General features: G+C 58.3%; 17 protein-coding genes. 5 read left to right on the top strand and 12 right to left on the bottom strand.

What is annotated here, in order from left to right; translation table 11 throughout:
* Positions 1 to 302 precede the first annotated feature (302 nt).
* Positions 303 to 1,541 (bottom strand): Coenzyme F420 hydrogenase/dehydrogenase, beta subunit C-terminal domain, encoded by a 1,239-nt coding sequence (locus tag QMC91_RS06510; protein WP_300236937.1) that lies wholly within the window; start codon positions 1,539 to 1,541, stop codon positions 303 to 305.
* A 2-nt stretch (positions 1,542 to 1,543) separates the two neighbouring features.
* On the bottom strand, positions 1,544 to 3,610 hold the full coding sequence (fdhF, locus tag QMC91_RS06505; RefSeq protein ID WP_300236936.1) for a formate dehydrogenase subunit alpha: 2,067 nt from the start codon (positions 3,608 to 3,610) through the stop codon (positions 1,544 to 1,546).
* Between the two features lie 404 nt (positions 3,611 to 4,014).
* On the opposite strand from fdhF, the gene QMC91_RS06500 reads away from it, so the two are divergent.
* The gene (locus QMC91_RS06500) at positions 4,015 to 4,614 is read left to right on the top strand and encodes a hypothetical protein (RefSeq protein WP_300236935.1); all 600 of its coding nucleotides are present in this window, start codon (positions 4,015 to 4,017) and stop codon (positions 4,612 to 4,614) included.
* A gap of 92 nt (positions 4,615 to 4,706) precedes the next feature.
* Here QMC91_RS06500 and QMC91_RS06495 read toward each other — a convergent pair whose 3' ends face one another.
* Together QMC91_RS06495 and QMC91_RS06490 are read right to left on the bottom strand one after the other, a co-directional pair.
* Positions 4,707 to 5,618 (bottom strand): hydantoinase/oxoprolinase family protein, encoded by a 912-nt coding sequence (locus tag QMC91_RS06495; protein ID WP_300236933.1) that lies wholly within the window; start codon positions 5,616 to 5,618, stop codon positions 4,707 to 4,709.
* The gene (locus QMC91_RS06490) at positions 5,615 to 6,505 is read right to left on the bottom strand and encodes an ATP-grasp domain-containing protein (RefSeq protein WP_300236932.1); all 891 of its coding nucleotides are present in this window, start codon (positions 6,503 to 6,505) and stop codon (positions 5,615 to 5,617) included. The genes QMC91_RS06495 and QMC91_RS06490 overlap by 4 nt, the downstream gene beginning before the upstream one ends.
* Positions 6,506 to 6,589: 84 nt before the next feature.
* Between QMC91_RS06490 and surE the strand changes: the two genes are divergently transcribed.
* Positions 6,590 to 7,402 carry a 5'/3'-nucleotidase SurE gene (surE, locus tag QMC91_RS06485; RefSeq protein WP_300236930.1) on the top strand — a complete coding sequence of 271 codons (813 nt, stop codon included), beginning with the start codon at positions 6,590 to 6,592 and terminating at the stop codon, positions 7,400 to 7,402.
* Positions 7,399 to 8,097: a ribose-5-phosphate isomerase RpiA gene (gene rpiA, locus QMC91_RS06480; protein ID WP_300236929.1), complete on the top strand. Its 699-nt coding sequence runs from the start codon at positions 7,399 to 7,401 to the stop codon at positions 8,095 to 8,097. Before surE ends, rpiA begins: the two co-directional genes overlap by 4 nt.
* Here rpiA and QMC91_RS06475 read toward each other — a convergent pair.
* From QMC91_RS06475 to QMC91_RS06455, 5 genes are all read right to left on the bottom strand, one after another.
* Entirely contained in the window at positions 8,086 to 8,466 is a 381-nt protein-coding gene (locus QMC91_RS06475) for a MarR family transcriptional regulator (RefSeq protein ID WP_300236928.1), read from the bottom strand. The two genes, rpiA and QMC91_RS06475, sit on opposite strands and share 12 nt — an antisense overlap.
* 177 nt (positions 8,467 to 8,643) lie before the next feature.
* Positions 8,644 to 9,207, bottom strand: a complete 564-nt coding sequence (locus QMC91_RS06470) for a TATA-box-binding protein (protein WP_300236926.1) — start codon at positions 9,205 to 9,207, stop codon at positions 8,644 to 8,646.
* A 41-nt stretch (positions 9,208 to 9,248) separates the two neighbouring features.
* Positions 9,249 to 11,147: an acetate--CoA ligase gene (gene acs / locus QMC91_RS06465; protein WP_300236924.1), complete on the bottom strand. Its 1,899-nt coding sequence runs from the start codon at positions 11,145 to 11,147 to the stop codon at positions 9,249 to 9,251.
* A 286-nt stretch (positions 11,148 to 11,433) separates the two neighbouring features.
* Positions 11,434 to 12,009 carry a 3'-5' exonuclease gene (locus tag QMC91_RS06460; RefSeq protein ID WP_300236922.1) on the bottom strand — a complete coding sequence of 192 codons (576 nt, stop codon included), beginning with the start codon at positions 12,007 to 12,009 and terminating at the stop codon, positions 11,434 to 11,436.
* A 140-nt stretch (positions 12,010 to 12,149) separates the two neighbouring features.
* Positions 12,150 to 12,464, bottom strand: coding sequence for a transcription factor S (locus QMC91_RS06455; RefSeq protein WP_300236920.1), 315 nt, complete (start codon positions 12,462 to 12,464; stop codon positions 12,150 to 12,152).
* Positions 12,465 to 12,590: 126 nt separating this feature from the next.
* On the opposite strand from QMC91_RS06455, the gene artA reads away from it, so the two are divergent.
* Positions 12,591 to 13,415: an archaeosortase A gene (gene artA, locus QMC91_RS06450; RefSeq protein ID WP_300236918.1), complete on the top strand. Its 825-nt coding sequence runs from the start codon at positions 12,591 to 12,593 to the stop codon at positions 13,413 to 13,415.
* 174 nt (positions 13,416 to 13,589) lie between these two features.
* Here the strand turns inward: artA and QMC91_RS06445 are convergent, their stop codons facing one another.
* On the bottom strand, positions 13,590 to 14,222 hold the full coding sequence (locus QMC91_RS06445) for a CDP-alcohol phosphatidyltransferase family protein (RefSeq protein WP_300236916.1): 633 nt from the start codon (positions 14,220 to 14,222) through the stop codon (positions 13,590 to 13,592).
* 145 nt (positions 14,223 to 14,367) lie between these two features.
* Here QMC91_RS06445 and QMC91_RS06440 point away from each other — a divergent pair, with 145 nt between their 5' ends.
* Positions 14,368 to 15,048, top strand: a complete 681-nt coding sequence (locus tag QMC91_RS06440) for a dihydrofolate reductase family protein (protein WP_300236914.1) — start codon at positions 14,368 to 14,370, stop codon at positions 15,046 to 15,048.
* A gap of 71 nt (positions 15,049 to 15,119) precedes the next feature.
* Here QMC91_RS06440 and truD read toward each other — a convergent pair whose 3' ends face one another.
* Complete coding sequence (truD, locus tag QMC91_RS06435) at positions 15,120 to 16,391, bottom strand: tRNA pseudouridine(13) synthase TruD (RefSeq protein ID WP_300236913.1); 1,272 nt, start codon at positions 16,389 to 16,391, stop codon at positions 15,120 to 15,122.
* Positions 16,388 to 16,750, bottom strand: coding sequence for a peptidyl-tRNA hydrolase Pth2 (pth2, locus tag QMC91_RS06430; protein ID WP_300236911.1), 363 nt, complete (start codon positions 16,748 to 16,750; stop codon positions 16,388 to 16,390). Before pth2 ends, truD begins: the two co-directional genes overlap by 4 nt.
* Positions 16,751 to 16,958: the final 208 nt, after the last annotated feature.

Raw genomic sequence — 16,958 nt, 5'->3', positions numbered from 1 at the left:
GCCGGGGTATAAGACAGTTACCCTTCAGGCTGTGCCCTGGCTTGACGGGCCTTGCCACGAACGGGTTACGGGTTTGGGGTGGGACCTGCATCCAGGTAAGAGGGTGCCTGTGTGACACGATGAGAGATGGGCAGGGGACATTTCTCCTCCCTCCACGATCTGCGATTCCCCTTCGATACGGCATCATAACAGCCATCCCCGTAGGAATCCATATTGATCGCATACCGCCCCTCTTTTCCTCGCGGAGGAGACATGGAACGCTGCCGGTGCTGTGGAGGACAAAAAAGGTTGGAAAGGGATCCTTACTTGAAGATATCGAAGATCTGGTCGCTTCCGGTTGCAGCAAGCCGATCGCGCTCGGACTTCTCCTCGACAAGCGCGAGCACCGGGAGTTCCATGTTCACACCGGGGGTGTGCCCGAACATCTTCTCCATCTCCACCTGCAGTGCGTGCATGTAGAGCGAGTTCGGGATGTCCATCGCGCAGTGCTCCTCACACTGGCCGCAGTTGATGCACGAGTCAGCGATGTGAGCGTAGCGGATCAGGTGGAACATAAACGGCGGCGGGACCCGACCGGGTTCGACCAGGTAGGGCTTCTTCGTGCTGCACTCGACACAGTAGCAGATCGGGCAGTTCTCGATACACGCATAACACTTGATGCACCTGCCGGTCTCATCCATGATCTTCTTGAGGCGGTCTTTACCCTCGCCCAGCCCCTCGAAGTAGCGGTTCCGCCACTTGTCGCCGAGTTTCAGCATCGAGGTCTCGACCTTGCCGCGGATCTCGACACCCTTCGGGTTTGCAGGCTCCGTGACGATCGCCCCGGCCTTTGCAGCCGAATCGAAAAGGTTTGCTCCCTTCTCAGAGCAGACCTCAACGAAGGTCGCCTTCCCTGCCTTATCGCCAATGACGCCCCAGTTACCGCAGGCAAGGTCCGCCTGACGCGGGACTTTCATCTTGCAGCGACGGCAGTTCGGACGGCGGCCGTATCCCTCGTCCTCGAGCTCGTCCATCGAGATACCCTTGTGCTGGCCGTCTTTCGTCTGGATGATGAACTGACCCTTGTCGATCTCCTCCTTGACGACATCGTCCGGGTCAACCCCGAACTTCTCGCGGATCATCTTCCGGGCGGTCACAGGGCTGACAGACCCACCGCAGTTCACACCGATCATCAGAACGTTGTCCAGGTTTACCTGGTTACGCTTTGCAAGCTCGTAGAGCCCCATCGCATCGCAACCCTTAACCGTGATCCCGATGCGCATATTCTCGACGCCGTCAAGATACTTCTTGAGCAGTTTCGAGAGCAGGAGCGTCCCGCAGTGGAGCGAACCGGCCGTCTCAGCCATCTCCTCAGGATCGGTGACGAGCGTTGGAACGGCATCGTAGATGTCCTGCCCCCTCTTTACGGCAAGGACGGCATCCACCATACCCGACCTGAGCGCGTACGTCAGAAGAGCGGTCACCGCGCCACCGCACTCGCCTCTCTCCTGGCAGGCGGCGTCGGCCGCCCATGCGTAGAACATATCGCCTTTTGCTGCCATCTTCAGGCCTCCGTGATCTTCTCGACCCGCACAGCACAGGCCTTGAACTCCGGGATCTTTGCGATCGGATCGAGCGCGTTGTTTGTCAGCACGTTCGCCGGGCACTCCCTGAAGTGGAACGGCATGAACATGACTCCCTTCATGATGTCATCTGTCACCTTTGCGGGGACCTCGACGGACCCACGGCGGGTGACCGCACGGACTATCTCCCCGTTCTTGATACCGAGTGCCTTTGCGTCCTCGGTGTTGATCTCGATCCACCCCGTCGGGACCTCGTTAGCAAGCGTCGCAGACCGGCGGGTCATCGTGCCGGTGTGCCAGTGCCAGAGGATACGCCCGGTCGTGAGCACAAACGGGTACTCCTCGTCGGGGACCTCCGCCGGCGGTTTCCACTCAATGGGAGCAAAGATTCCAAGCCCATCCGGACTGGAAAACTTCTCACGGTGCAGGATCGGGGTTCCCGGGTGCTCCACGGTCGGGCAGGGCCAGTGCAGCGCCTCAGGCCGCTCCAGCCGCTCGTAATTCATCCCGCCATAGGAAGGCGTGAGGGTTGCAATCTCTTTAAAGATCTCCTCCGCGCTCTGGAATGGGAACTGCTTCGCGTAGCCCATCCGTGCAGCGAGTTCGCAGATGATCTGCCAGTCCTGCTTCGCCTCGCCCGGTGGGTCCTGCGCCTTCCTCCAGCGCTGGACACGCCTCTCGGTGCTGGTCTGCGTGCCGTCACGCTCGGCATAGCAGGCGGCCGGGAGGATGACATCGGCAAGTTCGGCTGTCTCGGTCATGAAGATGTCCTGGACGACCAGGAACTCCAGGTTCTCGAGCGCCTCTCTGACGTGGTTGATATCAGGGTCGGATAGCATGGGGTTCTCGCCCATGATGTACATGCACTTGAGCTCTCCCGGGTTATCGACCAGAACGTTCATCATGACGGTGACCTCGTAGCCGTTCTTTGGCTCACAGATCCCGTCAGGGAAACCCCATCCGTCGGCGAACTTCTTGTGGGCGGCTTCATCGATGACCTTCTGGTATGCGGTGAAGACGTTTGGCAGGGCCCCCATATCGCAGGCGCCCTGGACGTTGTTCTGGCCACGGAGCGCGTTCACGCCGCCGCCGGGCTTGCCCAGGTTGCCAAGCAGCATCTGGATGTTTGCAACCGACCGGACGTTATCGACGCCGACGGTGTGCTGGGTGATGCCCATCGAGTAGAGGATGGCGCCGGGCTTGTTGGTGCCGAGCCACTCGGCCGCGGTCTTGAGACTCTCGACAGGGATGCCGGAGATCTTCGAGACGTTCTCAAGGCTGTAGGTCTCTTTCATGACGACCTCCTTGAGTTTCTCATAGTCCTTCGTGCGCTTCTCGATGAACTCCCGATCCTCCCAGCCGTTCTTGATTATCTCCTGCATCAGGCCGTTCAGGATCGCAACATCGGTTCCGGAGACGAAAGGCATGTAGAGGTCGGCCTGTCGGGCGGTGGGGGTGTATCGTGGGTCGGCGTAGATCACCTTTGCGCCGTTCTTTTTGGCCTGGACGATCTTGCGCCCGATCAGCGGGTGCTGCTCAAAGGTGTTGGACCCGATGACAAAGACGCATTTTGCCTCGGGGATGTCGAGGATTGAGTTGGTCATCGCACCTGAGCCAAACGATGCCGCAAGACCAGCGACGGTGGATGCGTGGCAGAGTCGGGCACAGTGGTCGATGTGCCGGGATTTCATGACGCCGCGGGCAAACTTCATCATAAGGTAGTTCTCTTCGTTAGAGACACGGGCCGATGCGAGGGCCGCAAACTCGTCGGGCTTGCAGGCCTTGAACTTCTCCACAATCAGGTCATACGCCTCATCCCAGGTCGCCTCGACAAACTTGCCGTCCTTCTTGATGAGCGGCTTTGTGAGACGGTCCGGGCTATTCACGAACTCGTGAGCATAGGTGCCCTTCGGGCATACCTTTCCCTCGTTAACAGGTGTGCGGTCGTAAGGTTGTGTGCCGACAACCTTTCCGTCCCTGACGACGAGGTTAAAACTGCAGCCAGTACCACAGTACGGGCATGTCGTCTGTACATACTTGAGATCCATGGTAAAAACCTCGGATACATACAAATACGGGGTTAGTGATATTTAATTATAGTGATTAACATCGGCGTTTTTGATGAATAAATGTGGGTTTGACCTATTGCGTCCCTCGACCCATGGACCAAAACTGCCCCCAATTGCACTTAATGTCTTTTTCATCGGTCGAAGACCGGCAGTAGCGTTATTCCCTGCTTCATCTGGCTTATTTTTTAGAAATATCTCCTGGATCGCGGTCCCGATTATACCGTATCGGCGGTTAGTGATCCAGCACGCCCTCCCGGCAGGTTGAGGAGGGGGCATGAACTCTGTGCTGCCGCAGAGGAACCCATGCAGGGGCCTGTGGAAAGGTGTTAATATCGGTGGCTTCCTACCCGATCATACATAACCTGCATGGGAGAGTTACTTTCGTGAAGAAGAGACCGCCGATCTCACCGATGCTTATTGACCTGGTGGTGAACGCACTCGCCTCGATGGACGGCGTGGCCTTCACCGACCTGCCTGCCTGCCCATACTGTGGTGGCGAGGTGACCGGCTATGATATGCGGGCAAAAAGGTTTGCCGTCATACTCGACGGCGGGGGGAGACGTACCATCAGGGTTATGGTGAAACGGTTCCACTGCCATGACTGCGGCGCCATCTGTTATGCGAACGCCCCCTTCTACCCTGACACGCGCCTTGCCTCGCCCATAGTCGACCTCTGTATCCTCCTTGGCCGGCAGATGCCGTTCAACCGGGTGGCGCAATACCTCCTGGCGATGAGTATAGTAGTCGACCGGGGGACGATCCGTAACTACGCCTCTCGCGAGTTTGGTGACATACCGGCAGCGGATCTATTCGGTCTACAGTTACCGCTCTCCCTGCTGAACCTGGCCACCCTCGCTCTCAACCATAAGGGGGGTTCCATCGTAGGGGCAGAAGTGCTCGCTGCCTGTGGTTTCCCAGCCACAGACCGGACACCGCTTCACGCCAGTCGGCCGGCCGAAGAACGGTATCAGCGGTATGAATAGGAAGAGAAAGAAGAACGGGAACCCCAGCGCCAGCGCTACGAGTGTGATGGCAAGCGATCCAGCAAGCAGGAGCAGGCTCAGTCCCCAGCGGTTCACCGGAGCGCCACCTCCCTCACCGCGTATGCCGGCAGCGCGTCCGCTGCCTCCCCGATCCCGGCTTTCAGCGTGACACCGCCGAGTTCTCGGGCAAATAAATCCGCTCCTATCCCGGCCGTGATCACTCTCCCGGCACCGCTCCTGGATTGAACGCGCTCCAGAGCGCATGCGATCATCGCCCGCTGGCAATCCCAGAACTGCCGGGCGATCTCGAGCGCCCCCTCTCTACCGATCTCGTCAAGATCAGCGCAGACAACCCGGGCCAGCCTCCGAAGCGCCGCATCGATGGTCTTCTCGCCGGAATCGGCTGCTGGGACGGTGTAATCCTCGGGGCTGATATGACCGAGCACAAGGTGGACATCGGCGCTTGAAGCAAAGTACTCGGTACTCACCGGGGTCACCGTTCCATCGAGTGTGACCGAACGAAGGAGGGTTGCGACGTTTGTCCGGAGCAGTCCTGTGTATACGAGGTAGTGCTCCTGAAGCCGTCGGGTATCGGTCAGCCCTCTCAGGTCGTCAAAAAGGTTCAGGGGTATGATATCGGCGGTTGTGCTCCCGACGTCGAGGAGAACGGCGTCAGGGTAGTCCTCTCTGAGGTAATCGGCCGAGGCCAGCCAGTTGGCCGCCGCAAGTTCGAGGACAGGACGGGTATGGAAGGCAGCGTCGATGCCGTAGAAGATGGCGTCCGGGATGACCTTCTGTACAGTCTCCACGATCCAGCGGATCCCCTCCATCTTGCTTGAGAAGCAGTCGGCAAGCTCCCCGCTCATCACCACGGCAGCCGGACCCCTGCAACCTCTGAGGAGGTCGGCCAGCGGTGCCCCCTGCCAGAGGGGGCAGTAGTGGATGTGCACCCCATCGTCATCGACGATCTTGAGGTTTGCTCCCCCGATATCGATCCCGATCATAGCCTCTGTATCCTCCCGTCCCTGTCAAACCTCACCCTGCCGGAGAGGTGCACCTCTCCGGGGGCCTCGCCGTGCGATGCTCTGATGAGGATATCGGCGATCTCCTCCTGCATGACGGCCGCAATCCCGACAAGGCTGGTTGTGGGTCTCGGGTTGACGTCCAGGACGTAGATCCGATCACCGGCGATTAGGTCGATTCCTGCATACCCCTGGCATCCGAGAACGTTCATCGCCCTGATTGCGACCCCGAGAATCTCGTCCTCCCTCTCCGGGTGAACAGGGGTCTCGCCTCCCATGTAGTGGAACCGGCCGTCGTCGCTGATGGCGATCTCCTGGCGGTTGATCGCGAGCGGGAGCGGAGGGGCGCCCGAGTAGAACTCACAGACGTTCCCGGTCACCCGGCTCCCCACCAGGCTCACACTCAGCGCCTCCCCCTCCACGTAATCCTCGGCAAACTCTCCTTCGCCCGGTTCCTCCTCCGTTAACCTGACCCCCCTGGCGCCGCAGCCCATGATCGGTTTGACGACCCTGCGTCCCCCTCTGACGGCAGGAGGGGGTACGGGTATACCGTTTCTGGCAAGGATCGCTGCCGTCCGCGGTTTGTTTGCACAGACCGCTGCGTTCATGCTCCCGCAACCGATGTTGTGGGTAAACTGCTCGAGAAGGTGGGTGTAGCGAAAGATGAGATGGTCAGGTGCTATGACCAGTCCGGCATCGGATTCCGGGGCGAGTCTCCGGATCTCGCCCTCGAAATCGGGTCTCTCCGGCGTGATAACTTCGTGGCCGCAACGCTCAAAACTCCCGGTGAGCGTATCAAGCATTGCAGCACCTTCTGGCGCAAGGTCGGGGTCGTTACATACAGTGTACTCGGCGAGAAAGACCTTCATTCCAGTATATGGTTGGTTGCCTACCACATGACCCTGACGATCGGGCAGGTTTTTGTTTCAGGGAAACCATCCGTATATACAAGGATGAAACCCAGGATTCTGCTCACAAACGATGATGGGATCACGTCCACGGGGCTCTGGGCGGCATACAATGCACTTTCACCGTTTGCCGAGGTCACCGTGGTTGCGCCGGCCACCCAGCAGAGCGCTGTGGGGCGGTCAATCTCCATCTTTGAGCCTATCCGTGCAAACAGGGTGGTGATGAACGGCGTTACCGCCTACTCGGTCGGCGGGAAACCCACCGATGCCGTGATCATCGGGCTGTTTGCGCTGCGCCTGAACCCTGACCTGGTGGTTAGCGGGATCAACATCGGGGAGAACCTCTCGTTTGAGTCTGTAATGACGTCGGGGACGGTCGGGGCCGCGCTCGAGGCCTCTAACCAGGGGGTGCCGGCACTTGCCTTCTCGCTCCAGGTGGAGGATCAGGGGGATAAGTTCGACGAGCCCTCCGGGATCACCAGACGGTTCTCCGATGCGAAAAGGGTGGTCCGCGAGGTCTGCGGGAGGGTGCTTGAGACAGGGTTTCCGGAGAATGCCCACGTTATCAATGTGAACATACCGGCGGTGGTGCGCGGCGGCTACGAGGTCACCCGGCTTGCCGCAAAACTCTTCCACACTGGCGTGGAGGAGCGTTTCGACCCCCGTGGCCGCCCGTATTACTGGATCGACGGCCCTCTCTACGAGGATGCAGAGGAGGGGACCGATGTGCATGCGGTGCAGCAGGGCAACATCTCCATAACGCCGATCACGCTTGACTGCACGGCTTTTGCTGCCGTAGGAGAACTCCAGTGCATCTTTGATGGGTTGACTGTAAGACGGGAGGAGATACATCTATGAGCCCACTCGATCTGGTTGCAGCTAAACGGATGGTGGGTTGCAGGGCGGCCGAGGAGGTACGCGATGGGATGGTCGTCGGTCTTGGTACGGGGTCGACGGTCTTCTTCGCGATTGAGCGTCTTGGTGAGCGGATCGCAAAAGAAGGTCTCTCCATTGCCGGGGTGCCGACATCCTACCAGGCGGCCATGCGGGCGCGCCGTTACGGTGTCCTCCTCACAGACCTCGATGAACACCCCGAACTCGATCTGGCAATCGACGGTGCCGACCAGGTCGACCCCCGGTTCCGGTTGGTCAAGGGACGGGGAGCGGCGCTCCTCCGTGAGAAGTGCGTATGCGACGCGGCGAGGGAAGTCCTGATCGTCGTTGACCCTTCAAAGATGGTGGAGAGACTGGACGCACCTGTTCCTGTAGAGGTGCTCCCGTTTGCGGCCGGGTCTGTCTCGCGGAGGCTTGAAGCACTCGGCGCCGATCCCGTCCTGCGGGAAGGGGTGAGGAAGGACGGGCCGGTAATCACCGATAACGGCAACTTCATCATCGACTGTAACTTTGGACCTGTGACGAACCCGGATCGACTGGAAGCGGAGATGATATCGATCCCTGGTGTGATCGAATGCGGCCTTTTTTCGGCCTACGGAGAAAAGATAACGGTTATTCTTGGTGATGGCGACGGTTGTCGCGTTCTCTCACTGCGTTGATATGCATTCCCGCATCTTCTGGATGAGATCCAGCTGGTGTCGGGCCTCTTTCTTCTTTTCGTACTCGATCTTGTCCATGATCTCTGATATAGGTCGGGATAGGTTGTAGATCTTTACAGGTCTTCCCTTGCTCTCCGACCTGCTCTCACGGACATCGATCCAGTCACATTCTTTGAGGTAGCGCATGGCGATGCTGACTTCTGGTTGGCGGAGGTCGGTGCCTCGCTCGATCTCTCTTGACGTCGCCTCTGCATTGTTTGTGAGAAATACGAGCACCCTGGCGACGTTTCTCTTGATTCCGATGTCCATCAACAGTTCGGCGACTTCTTCATCACGGGGGGTAAAACTCTTCGTAGTCTCCGGTCCCATCCATTCACCATCAGATTTAATCTACTTTTTTAAATCTAACTATAAAAATATTATTATTCCAATGAGCCACTCTACTGGCTGTGAGTGGCCTCGCAATTGCCTTTTTTATGGGCGCTCTGTAACCGTGAATGCTCTTTCCACCGCAAAAAGATGTGGATATAGCATCCAGTGGAGTGATCACAGGAGGCCGAGACTCGAGAGTTCTGAGACGATCCGCTCTACCGCCCTACGTGCGTCGTCGGGCACCTTGCCGCCGGTGATGATCAGTTTGCCGGAACCGAAGAGGAGGGCAACCACTTTCGGATCGTCGAGCCTGTAGACGAGTCCCGGAAACTGTTCTGGTTCGTACTCGATCCTGTCCAGGTTGAAACCGACGGCGATCTTGTTGAGGTTGATCGGCGTTCCAAGATCAGCTGAGGTGACGATGTTCTGGATCTTGTACTCCGGGTTTCCCGGGATCTCTATGCCGAGCGCTCGCAGATGGTCTGTGAGGATCTGCAGGCCCCGCGAGAGGCTGTCGATGCTCTTTGCGCCTGTAAGGACAACCTTCCCTGAACCGAAGACAAGCGCTGCGATCTTCGGGTCCTGCATCCTGAGAACAACGCCCGGGAACCGTTTTTTATTGTATTCTGCATCTTTCAGGCGCGAAGCAAGAGAGGGTAGATCAAGAGAGTCGGTCACTTTTGCGGAAGCAACGATATTCTCTATCTTGAGGGACTCTTCTGGTCTGTGTTCAGACATATATAGAGCATATTTAAAAAGGTATATAAATAATTGGCTTTCTACTCCTCCAGGGTCGAGATGTCTCCCGGGTCCATCCCGAGTTCCTGGGCTTTGAGGACGCGCCTCATAATCTTTCCGCTCCGGGTTTTCGGGAGTGAATCGACGAATTCAATCTCGGAGGGTATGGCAATGGGTCCAAGGGTCATCCGGACATGGTAGACGAGATCATTCTTCAGTTTTTCGCCTGGCACGCGACCGTTCTTGAGGATGACAAAGGCCTTGATGATGTTCCCCTTCAGGGGGTCGGGTTTTCCGATGACAGCGGCCTCTGCCACGGCATCGTGGGAGACCAGTGCGCTCTCGACCTCTGCGGTTCCGATGTTGTGTCCGGCGACGACTATCAGGTCATCAGACCGGCCAAGGACCATGATGTAGCCTTTGTGGTCTTTCACCGCCAGATCGGAGGTTGTGTAGCATCCGGGGATGGTGTACCAGTACTTCCGGTAGCGCTCGTCGTCGTTCCAGACTGTTCGCATCATCGAGGGCCAGGGTTCTTTGATGACGAGGAAACCGCCGGTACCGGGAGGGACCGGATTGCCACTGCGGTCGACAATGTCGGCGACGACGCCGGGGATCGGTTTTCCGGCGAACCCCGGGCGCATGGGTTCGCCGATCATTGTTGTGATCATGTGCATCCCGGTCTCGGTCTGCCACCAGGTATCCACGACCGGGCAACGGGTTTTGCCGATGACGTGGTAGAACCACTCAAACGCTTCGGGGTTGAGCGGTTCGCCGACAGACCCCAGTACGCGGAGCGATGATAGGTTGTAGCGGTTGGGCCACTCTTCACCCACCCGCATGAACATCCTGATGGCGGTCGGGGCGGTGTAGAAGATGGTGACACCATAGTCCTGGATGATGTCCCAGTAGGTGCCGTTGGTCGGGTAGTCCGGCGTCACCTCGGCGATGAGGCAGGTGGCACCGTTCAGGAGAGGGCCGTAGACACAGTAACTGTGGCCTGTGATCCAGCCCGGGTCTGCGGTGCACCAGTAGACGTCGTTATCCTTGATGTCGAAGACGTGTTTCATCGTGTAGTAGGTCCCGACCATGTAGCCGCCGCAGGTGTGGACGATGCCTTTCGGGGAGCCTGTGGTGCCGCTGGTATACAGGATGAATAGGGGGTCTTCGGCGTCCATGGCTTCTGGAGGGCACTCCCGGTCTGATTCTTCCATCAGTTCGTAGAAGTCAACCTCCATCTCGGGGTGGAGTTCTACGGGCTTTTTCTCGTCACGCCTGAGGATGACGATCCGCTCGACGCTCGGGGCGTTGACGACGGCCTCTTCGACGATGTTCTTGAGCGGGATTGCCTTGCCGCGCCGGTAGGTGAAGTCGGCGGTGACGATGACCTTTGCATCTGTGCCGACGATACGCTGGTTGAGTGCGCTGACGCCGAACCCGCCAAAGACAACTGTGTGGATCGCCCCGATGCGGGCGCAGGCGAGCATGGCGATGATCTGCTCGGGCACGACCGGCATGTAGATGCAGACACGGTCGCCTTTGCCGACGCCGAGGCTCTTTAAGCCGTTGGCAAACTGGCTGACGGCCTGGAGGAGCTGGCGGTAGGTGTAGACCTCCTCGTCACCTTCGGTCTCACCACGCCACATGATCGCGACCTTGTTACGACGCTGGTTGTTGACGTGGCGGTCAAGGCAGTTGTAGGTGATGTTGAGTTTGGCGTTGGTGAACCACTTAGCGTAGGGGTAGTTCCATTCTTTCACCCGGTCCCAGGGCTGGAACCACTCGAGTTCACGGGCGATCCTGTCCCAGAATCCATCGGGGTCGGCCAGGAACTCCTGATAGGCACGGTTGTAGTCGCCTAACCAGGACTGTTCTTTGTAACTGGCATCGGGCAGATAATATTTCGCATCTTCAAGTTTGACATCAAATTTCTCAGCCATTCGGTTACCCCGTATTGATCACTATTAATAATGAATATTATATCAATATTCTGGTTAAGTGTTGATTTGCAGCAGGGAAAGGGTTATCGGAGGTGCGCCCGGAATCTGTCGGGGCCGGTGGGGTTGGGGATAACCTATTTCCTGAAAGTTTTCAGGATCGGAGGCCATTAAAGTGAGTTCTGATGCGGGCGAGGGGGGGTGGCCGGGGCCGGGGGGTGTGGCGGGTTTGTGCGCAGGTTCTCCCAACCCGGCGGTGGGGGTCTGTTGGGGTGATCTGGTGGGGTTTTTATCGAGCGCTCCCGGGACCAGCCCACGCGCATGCCTCTACATCGTCAGCCGCGCGGTGAACGCTCCGCTCGTAAGTTACTCCAAACAGGCTCCGATAAAGTTCGGAGAGCGCAGGCCACTTATAGTCCCCGCCACCAACCCGTCGAATCCCGCAGACCGGTGCCGTCGACCCCATCGTGCAGATCCCGGGCAGGTTCGAGAGCGGATCCGGAACCCCGTTGCGCCTGCCCTCCTCAGCAATGACCGCACGGTCAAACCTTGGGTTATGCGCAACAACAGTAGAACTCCGGCTTGCGGCGAGGCATAGCACCTCAAGAGCTTCCAGGACAGATACACCGGCTTGCCGGGCGTATCCTGTGGTAATACCGTGGATCCTGGAGGCAACTGCCTGAACTGTAAAGTCATCCGGGCGAACGATCCGCTCGCCCCTCTCCACAACCTCCCCACTCACCTCACAGACCAGGCAGGCAACCTCAACAAGACGTGGAGGTGGACGACCGAACCTGAACGTCCCGGTCGTTTCCGTATCAACGAATAGATAACATACAGCATTTCCAGGCGATGCCGGCGCCATATGCCTGAAAATGATTTCCGGGAGTGATATAATTTCCTGTTGAATTCTCCCGGGACGGAAAAGCAGCGACTCGTCTCTTGCCTATTCCCAGAACCTTCAATCAGCCATCGCAGGTTCGTGACCTGCAAAAGCAAATAATATCAATCGTACTCACGCCAGGTCTTCCCGCAGGCCGTGCAGCGGAAGAACCGAACCTCGCTCTCATCTGCCGCACGCAGTTGCCGAAGCCACCAGTATGCCGTCGTGCAATCACAATCGGGGCACTTGACGGTTGCGGTCGGAAGGGTTGCGATCTCCTTCTCCGTGTCGACGATGGTGATCTCTTTCTCCAGACGTTTGTCTGTCTTCTTCAACCGGTCAGACGCGTTGATATCACGGATATAGCCGCATTTCTTGCACTTCAGCTGACCAGCGGAGGATATCATCAGACCTTTGCACTGCGGACAGAATATCATCGTATAGTCATGGGGCGGCGACCACAATTAATCTTGGTCATGCTGCATGATCGCAACCCGTAATCCTGAGCAGTTGAGATCGGAAGCGCAAATGATTTTATTGCCGGATAAACAGAAGGTTAAAAGATGAATGGTTACCTGGTGCTGATCTCCTGCATCTGCTTTCTTGTCTTCCTCATCCCCTGGAGATATCGGAACTACTTTGCTATCGCTGGCTGGGTAAGCATCGTTGGATACCTCTTCGCTGAGATCCCCCACTACATCTCACTGAATAACTTCGTGTACCCGGCACTGGCGGTCATCTCGCTGCCACTCCTCTATATCACCATAAAATACCTCCTCCGCGATGACCCCCCGGTGATCCAGGTCTCGATGATCGCCGCCATCGCGTTCCTGATCTACGCTCCTTTCGGCTACATCCCCGCGATCGGGAACTGGTTGATCACCGTGGTCGCCGGACAGACCTCTGCAGTGCTTGCGGCGGTCGGCTATCCTGTGACCTTCCAGGCCTGGAACCTGCTGGAGCGCAACGGTCTCCAGACCGAGATAGTCCTGGCCTGCACCGGGATCCAGAGCATCGCGATCATGCTCGGCGTTGCCTGGGGCGTGGAGTCGACGCTGAAACAGAAGATAAAAGGTTTCCTCCTCGTCGCTCCCACGATCTACATCCTCAACATAATCCGAAACGTCTTTGTGATCACGGCCTACACCGAGCAGTGGTTCCCCTACCTCCCCGAGATCGCCAGCAACGGCGAGTTCGGCTACGAGAGTTTCTTCTGGGCGCACAACGTCATGGCAGAACTCGGCGCTCTTGTTGTGCTTGTGGCCCTGGCCTACGCTCTCTTCACCATAATCCCCGAACTCGCCGCACTTGCCGATGACCTCTATCGTCTCTATCGTGGCGAGGTAGAACAGCTCCTCCGACGGGGCTCCGCAAAAGCCGGCACCTGAAAAACCCCTGTATACCTCTTCCCGCCTGGCGTGGAGTTCTACCATCGTCATCGCTTACTGTATCCGGCGGCCACCATCAACCCGGCTGAAATCCTGGAAGGTGCCTGTCACGGGAAAAACCCTGAAAAGGGGGAGAGCGCATGGCGATGGTGTCACACAGGAGGGTTGAACTGTTCAGGAATACCGCCGATAGAGGTAGACGATCCGCTGGAGTGCGGAGAGGTTTGTGCAGACCGCGATCAGGATCACCGCAACCCAGAGAAAACCGGTCAGACCGCCGAGCACCAGCACCAGGATGGTCTCTGGCCTTCCGAAGAACCCGACCCCCTCCAGGGGGTCCTCGATCTTCCCGGCAATCCGCTCAGAATAGCCGATCTCGGCATAAGTGACCGGCTTGATGAAGGTATTCATCAGCGACCCTGCAAGAGCCAGCCCCACCACGCCGAAATCTGCAACCGCCGGAACGTCAAAGATCTGACTGACGATCGGGATGCCGGAGAACCCCACACCCAGGATGGCCGCCGCGTCAACGTACTTGTCGGCGATCCAGTCAAATACCGCGCCGAACCTGCTCCTGGTATTGTTCTTGCGTGCGACGCTGCCATCCACAAGGTCAAGGATGGCCGAGATCAGGAGGAGCAGGCTCCCTGTCACGAAGTGGTGACCTGCAAAAGCAAGGGCGCACCCAAAGCCGAAGAGCAAGGAGAGCACGGAGACCTGGTTTGGCGTAATACCGAGCCGGATGAAAAACGACGCAATTGGATCCGTGTATTTGACAAATTTCGGCCGCAGGGAGGTTATATTCATCTCATATCCTATGAATCGATGAAGAGTTTAACCTTTGCTCTGTGATGTGATCCCTCAAACACCCCGAAACAGAATAGACCTTCTGAAGGGGAATCACCAGATTCATAACCGCTCCCGCCAGATAAGATCACCGGGAACGAGTCCAATGCCAGAAGACGACAGGCCGCAAGTGCTCATGATGTCAGAGATCACCGTCGACGGGAAACTCACCCTGAAACGCGGGGCATCAAGCAAGATCCTCATGAAGTACATGGCCCCGGAGACGGAGGTCCTCCTGCACCGGACACGGGCGGAGTGCGATGCCATCATGGTCGGGGCAAACACCATCCGGATAGACAACTCCTTCCTGACAGTCAGGCTGGTCGAGGGTAAGAACCCGCTCCGCGTCATCCCGACCAGCAGTGGAGAGATCCCGCCGGGTGCAAACGTCCTGGGTTCAGACGCCCGAACCCTTATCGTCGTCAGCGAGGCCGCGCCGCCGGATAAGATCGCCCGGCTCCGGGATGCCGGTGTCGACGTCCTCGTCGTTGGCACGAGTCAGGTCGACCTCCCGCGACTGATGCGGATCCTGAAGCAGGACTACGGTGTGGACCGGATGATGATCGAGGGCGGGCCGACTCTGAACTGGTCGATGTTACACCACCATCTGGTCGACGAGATACGCCTGATCCACCTTCCGTTTATCGTCGGCGGTGCCGACACCCCCTCGCTCGTTGGCGGCATGCACATCGAGACCGAGGAGGAGATGATCCGTCTATCCTTGAAGAGGCACTACATGTGCGGTAGCAACCTGGTCACCGAGTGGGAAGTCCTCTACAGTTCCTGAGGACAAAACCCTCCCGGCCACCCCGTGACAGTGGTGAAGAACCCTGCGCACCTGGTCTTCATGCTCTGCCCCTATATCATCATATGCGGTTCGGCCTTCATGTACTCCCGACAGACCGTCGTTGCGTAGTGGCCGGGAGGGAGGCTGAACCGTAGCCTGACGTCGGTGGCATAGACCTCTGCCTCCACCCCGGTAGAGAGGCTTATCGCGCGGAGAGCCCCCGAGAAAGCCGTCTCCACAAACCTGGAGGCACGCTCAAAGTCCGCAGCGTCGATACCGCACCTCTGCATCAGGTCATGCAGGGTCTCATCCATCGGCCCGTGCCGCACCACCGGTTCAGAACCCGGGACGAAGATGGCGATTCGGCAGCGTCCACGGCGGATCTGCAGTCTGGCCGCCTGCTGGTTTTGTGCTGTGACAATATCCTCACGGCCATTTTCAAAGATTAGACGATCGCCGACCTCCGGGTCTGTTAGCGAGAGACCGGTATCGATGCGGGCGGAGAGCGCATGGTTGAAGAGGCAGGACTGGAACGCGCTCACAAAGAGCGATAGTAGTTTCGGCGGAAGAACCCGGAGCGCGCCGGCGTAGTCTCCGGGGTTTGCGACCAGGTGGTTTGCCATCGCCCTCTCGTAGGTCAGCCTGACGGGCAGGTCGGAAAGCGCCGCCCGCGCGTCTCCGGTCTCGAGAAATCGCGTTCGCGCCTGCTGCACCTCCTCCGGTTCCATAGGATACGCCCGACCGATGTAGGTGACCACAGCACCCTCGTAATCGGCTCTGAGGATCCTCTCACCCACAAGGTGGGTGACCGGCCGGATGACACCAAACCTCTGCAACCCGTAGTAGTTCGGTATCCCGGCAGAGACCGCCTTCGTGACCGCCTGCACCCGTGCCGGAAGATCCTCATCCTGGCATTCACGGATCATGACCTCAAATCGGTTACCCGCAAGATCCCCCAGAGAGAGCGGGTGTTGCGACCGCCCCACGACCTCAAGCGAGATATCCTGTAGATGCACCCGCTCGACCGCCTCTGGAGAGACGTTGTAGATGGATATAAACTGGGTTGTCACCGCGTTCTTGTCCTTCGTCCCCGCCCATGAGATCCGGCGGTGGCTGACACCAAGACGCTTTGCAATCTCCCTGACCGCACGCTGGAGTTCCCAGTTAGTCTTGGTGAGCCTGCAGATCAGATATGGCCCCTCCCGGTCGGCGACCGGCAGGGGAAGTTCCTCGACGACGAAGTCTGCGGGGGTGGAGCGGAGGCGACCGCCGATCCCTGGAGTATCCGAGGCGTAGTACCTCATCCCGAGATCGCGTTCAAGGGGGTGGGTTGATGGGATCATAGCAGCGGAAGATCTCCGGTGATCCTGTCCAGGTCTTCGGAGCGGGCGGGCCCGAGACCGAGTGCCGTCACCGTGCCCGGCGGGATCTCGGTCATCCCGGCGTCCTGGATGATCGATGCCGGGATCCCCGCCCGCTCGGCAATCGTCTTGAGTTCAAAGAGGGCGCGTTCGGAGGGCACCTTCAGTACCACCTTCTTCTGGCCCTCGTCAAGCCAGGCTTTCTTCGCCGTCTTATCGGCCTTCTCAAAGGCGCTTACGGCGGCGTGGGCTATCTGGGCGCACTTCTTACCGCAGGTCATCTTGATGTCGGTGCGCACAATAAGACACTGCTTCCATTTGAACTCCCGTTCCTCAGGCATTTCGTAATACCTGGGGCATCATCCGTCAAATACGCATCTGTGGAGGTGGGTGTGACGATACCCGCTCTCACCCGCCATAGTTCGACCTTCTCGGCGGTCTGTCAGGGTCATTATCACCGCCCCGGGTTCAGTTACATACCACCCCATACCGGTGGCGGGAGAAGACCGGGTAAGATCGTGTTGTACAGGTGCAGATCCGATCCACACC

The organism is Methanoculleus sp., assembly GCF_030019085.1.
Taxonomy (GTDB): domain Archaea; phylum Halobacteriota; class Methanomicrobia; order Methanomicrobiales; family Methanoculleaceae; genus Methanoculleus.
This window is presented reverse-complemented; position numbering and strand designations above follow the sequence as displayed.

What these genes read in the sequence shown, in the direction of transcription:
- QMC91_RS06475 (WP_300236928.1), bottom strand. Translation starts at nt 8,466, where the DNA reads ATGGGACCGGAGACTACGAAGAGTTTTACCCCCCGTGATGAAGAAGTC.
- acs (WP_300236924.1), bottom strand. Translation starts at nt 11,147, where the DNA reads ATGGCTGAGAAATTTGATGTCAAACTTGAAGATGCGAAATATTATCTG.
- QMC91_RS06460 (WP_300236922.1), bottom strand. Translation starts at nt 12,009, where the DNA reads ATGGCGCCGGCATCGCCTGGAAATGCTGTATGTTATCTATTCGTTGAT.
- QMC91_RS06495 (WP_300236933.1), bottom strand. Translation starts at nt 5,618, where the DNA reads ATGATCGGGATCGATATCGGGGGAGCAAACCTCAAGATCGTCGATGAC.
- QMC91_RS06510 (WP_300236937.1), bottom strand. Translation starts at nt 1,541, where the DNA reads ATGGCAGCAAAAGGCGATATGTTCTACGCATGGGCGGCCGACGCCGCC.
- QMC91_RS06455 (WP_300236920.1), bottom strand. Translation starts at nt 12,464, where the DNA reads ATGATATTCTGTCCGCAGTGCAAAGGTCTGATGATATCCTCCGCTGGT.
- pth2 (WP_300236911.1), bottom strand. Translation starts at nt 16,750, where the DNA reads ATGCCTGAGGAACGGGAGTTCAAATGGAAGCAGTGTCTTATTGTGCGC.
- truD (WP_300236913.1), bottom strand. Translation starts at nt 16,391, where the DNA reads ATGATCCCATCAACCCACCCCCTTGAACGCGATCTCGGGATGAGGTAC.
- QMC91_RS06470 (WP_300236926.1), bottom strand. Translation starts at nt 9,207, where the DNA reads ATGTCTGAACACAGACCAGAAGAGTCCCTCAAGATAGAGAATATCGTT.
- rpiA (WP_300236929.1), top strand. Translation starts at nt 7,399, where the DNA reads ATGAGCCCACTCGATCTGGTTGCAGCTAAACGGATGGTGGGTTGCAGG.
- artA (WP_300236918.1), top strand. Translation starts at nt 12,591, where the DNA reads ATGAATGGTTACCTGGTGCTGATCTCCTGCATCTGCTTTCTTGTCTTC.
- QMC91_RS06440 (WP_300236914.1), top strand. Translation starts at nt 14,368, where the DNA reads ATGCCAGAAGACGACAGGCCGCAAGTGCTCATGATGTCAGAGATCACC.
- QMC91_RS06445 (WP_300236916.1), bottom strand. Translation starts at nt 14,222, where the DNA reads ATGAATATAACCTCCCTGCGGCCGAAATTTGTCAAATACACGGATCCA.
- surE (WP_300236930.1), top strand. Translation starts at nt 6,590, where the DNA reads ATGAAACCCAGGATTCTGCTCACAAACGATGATGGGATCACGTCCACG.
- fdhF (WP_300236936.1), bottom strand. Translation starts at nt 3,610, where the DNA reads ATGGATCTCAAGTATGTACAGACGACATGCCCGTACTGTGGTACTGGC.
- QMC91_RS06490 (WP_300236932.1), bottom strand. Translation starts at nt 6,505, where the DNA reads ATGAAGGTCTTTCTCGCCGAGTACACTGTATGTAACGACCCCGACCTT.